Source organism: Vibrio sp. V03_P4A6T147, assembly GCF_002241085.1.
Lineage (GTDB): Bacteria > Pseudomonadota > Gammaproteobacteria > Enterobacterales > Vibrionaceae > Vibrio > Vibrio anguillarum.
The window spans coordinates 1-2,479 of sequence record NZ_NDIO01000066.1; the positions used below are offsets into that span (position 1 = coordinate 1).

The window sequence follows — 2,479 nt, forward strand, 5'->3', positions numbered from 1 at the left end:
GTATTGAGTTTGAGGATTACGCGCCAAAGGCGCTGACTGTTTTTCAAAAAATAGCTTGGTCTCTTCAAGCACAATATGACGTAATGCGATTAATCCGAACAGATTAGGGATAGCCATTAAACCGTTAACGATATCAGCAATAATCCAAATCATATCAAGGTGCAAGAACGCACCTGATGCCACCAAACCGATAAAAATCAGCTTATAAGGCATTACTGCTTTGGTACCAAACAAAAATACCACGCAGCGCTCACCGTAATAGTTCCAGCCTAAAATCGTCGTAAAAGCAAAAAACATCAAACCAATGGAGACCATCATCGGGCCCAAGGTTTCCGCATTTAAGCCCACGGCAAATGCATAGGTTGTCATAGCGGCACCAGAAAAATCACTTTGCCATGCGCCAGTTAAGATCAGCGCAAGCCCGGTCATGGTGCAAATAATGATGGTGTCAAAGAAAGTACCAGTCATTGAAATCAACCCTTGTTTTACGCAAGAGTCAGTTTTCGCTGCCGCCGCGGCCATTGGCGCGCTGCCAAGACCAGATTCATTAGAAAATACACCGCGCGCAATCCCTGATTGAATCGCTAGCATGATGCTCGCTCCTAAGAAACCACCAGTAGCGGCTGTGGAAGTGAAGGCAGAAGTAATAACTAAACTGATGGCCGTGAGTAATTGATCGCTGTTGCTGATGATCACACTCAAACACGCAAGGATGTAAAAAAGGGCCATGGCAGGTACCACTTTCCCAGCCACTTTAGCAATTGATTGAATACCACCGACCGTGACAAATGCGACTAACAGCGTTAGAACCACTGCTGATATTTCGCGTGACACACCAAAAGAGATTTCAGTAGCATCTAAAATCGCGTTGACTTGTGGGAATGTACCAATGCCGAAACAAGCGACGCCGATGGCAAATAGGGCGAATAAAACCGCCAAAGTTCGCGAACCCACGCCATATTGCAGGTAATACATCGGGCCACCAACCATTTGGCCTTTGTCATCCACTTGACGATACTTTACTGCCAGTAAACATTCAGCGTATTTGGTCGCCATACCAAACAGCGCGGCTAACCACATCCAAAATAGCGCGCCCGGCCCACCGAGCTTAATCGCTGTCGCTACGCCAACGATATTACCGGTTCCAATCGTCGCGGAAAGTGCGGTACATAAGGCGGCAAAGCTTGATACATCGCCTTGTTTACCGGCGTCTTTGTCTTTACTAAACACCATCTTAAGTGCGGTAGGTAAATGTCGAAATTGGATAAGACCGAGACGAAACGTAAAATAGATGCCTGTACCGACCAATAAAATTAAAAGTGGTGGTCCCCAGACAAAGTTGTCTATAGATTCAAGAATAGATTGCAGGTTGTTCATTAGTTCCCCTTAATAAAACGACAGTTAAGGAGAAGAGGGAAAGGGCAGTAATCTGAAAAGATCCCACAAAAAGATCACAGCAGGCCAGTGGTGAAGAAACCACACCTATTTATGATTGTAACTTTCCACTCCTCTGTCCTTTTGCCTGAGAGTTTCACCCCAAATAGGGTTTGCTCCTTCGGCGACCGATTAAACGGTTCTCTCCAGAGGTTCCTCCAACTACAGTCCTCGCCAGCTCTCATAAGAGAGAGCATTAGCACCTGAAAGATTTACTTCTTCGGCGAGCCTGTTTACTCATACTTTGAATAAACTAAGGCTACTCTCCTGCAGTCTTCATCGGAACTGATGATAAGTGCGCTTACCATCAAGGCGAGATATGTTACATAAAGCGTTTTTCAAGACAAGAAAAATTGTGCTTTTGATCTCAATTTGCTGCCGTTTGGTGGTTTGTTAACCATTTATAGACGTAAACGTAGGATGAGGGGTGAAAACTTTACGCTTGTTGTCGATTGTTCTACTTTTTTCTGACTTATCGCGTGTTATAAATGATATACACTACGTGAGAGGATAGGCTAATGACACGACTCATCACCATTATTTTATTGATCGCCATTGCTTTTATTTTTATTCGTTATCGTACCAACGAAAAGTTGCAAAAAGGTGTGGTGGTTTCTTTACTCACTGCTTTTGTCATTTATGCTGCCTCAATTGTGATTACTGAATTAACTCGCTGAGATAGATAGGAGCGAAAGAGTGAACAAACAGACGGACATTGATGCACAAGACGATGTCGTAGTGATTGAAGAACGAGACAAACGCACCTACGTCTACATCGCGTTAGCAGGGGTGTTGGGGTTAGCATTAGGTGGCTTAATCGGTTCAAGTATCACCACGAATAACTGGCAAAAAACATACCATCAGCTAGAAGAAAAATATGAACAGCTCACCCAAGATAAAAGCCAATTAGCTGAAAAAGTGCAATTAAAAGTCGCCAGTGTCGAAACTGAAGTAGCAAATAAACTTCAACAAGCATTAGAAGAGCAACAAAAGCAGTATCAACAAGAGCTGGATCAAGCGCAAAGCCAATACCAAGCATTAATGG

The 2,479-nt window shown here is 43.8% G+C and carries 2 protein-coding genes, 1 pseudogene and 1 riboswitch; of the genes and pseudogenes, 2 read left to right on the forward strand and 1 reads right to left on the reverse strand.

What is annotated here, in order from left to right; all coding sequences use genetic code 11:
- A partial coding sequence (locus B9J84_RS02325; protein ID WP_094123448.1) for a sodium:alanine symporter family protein occupies nt 1–1,377 on the reverse strand: 1,377 nt, incomplete at its 3' end.
- A gap of 123 nt (nt 1,378–1,500) precedes the next feature.
- Nucleotides 1,501–1,594: riboswitch (glycine riboswitch) on the reverse strand.
- Between the two features lie 358 nt (nt 1,595–1,952).
- Here B9J84_RS02325 and B9J84_RS16200 point away from each other — a divergent pair.
- Entirely contained in the window at nt 1,953–2,111 is a 159-nt protein-coding gene (locus B9J84_RS16200) for a hypothetical protein (protein ID WP_010319274.1), read from the forward strand.
- A 19-nt stretch (nt 2,112–2,130) separates the two neighbouring features.
- Nucleotides 2,131–2,479, forward strand: a pseudogene (locus B9J84_RS02335) (chromosome partitioning protein ParA); the annotation flags it as partial.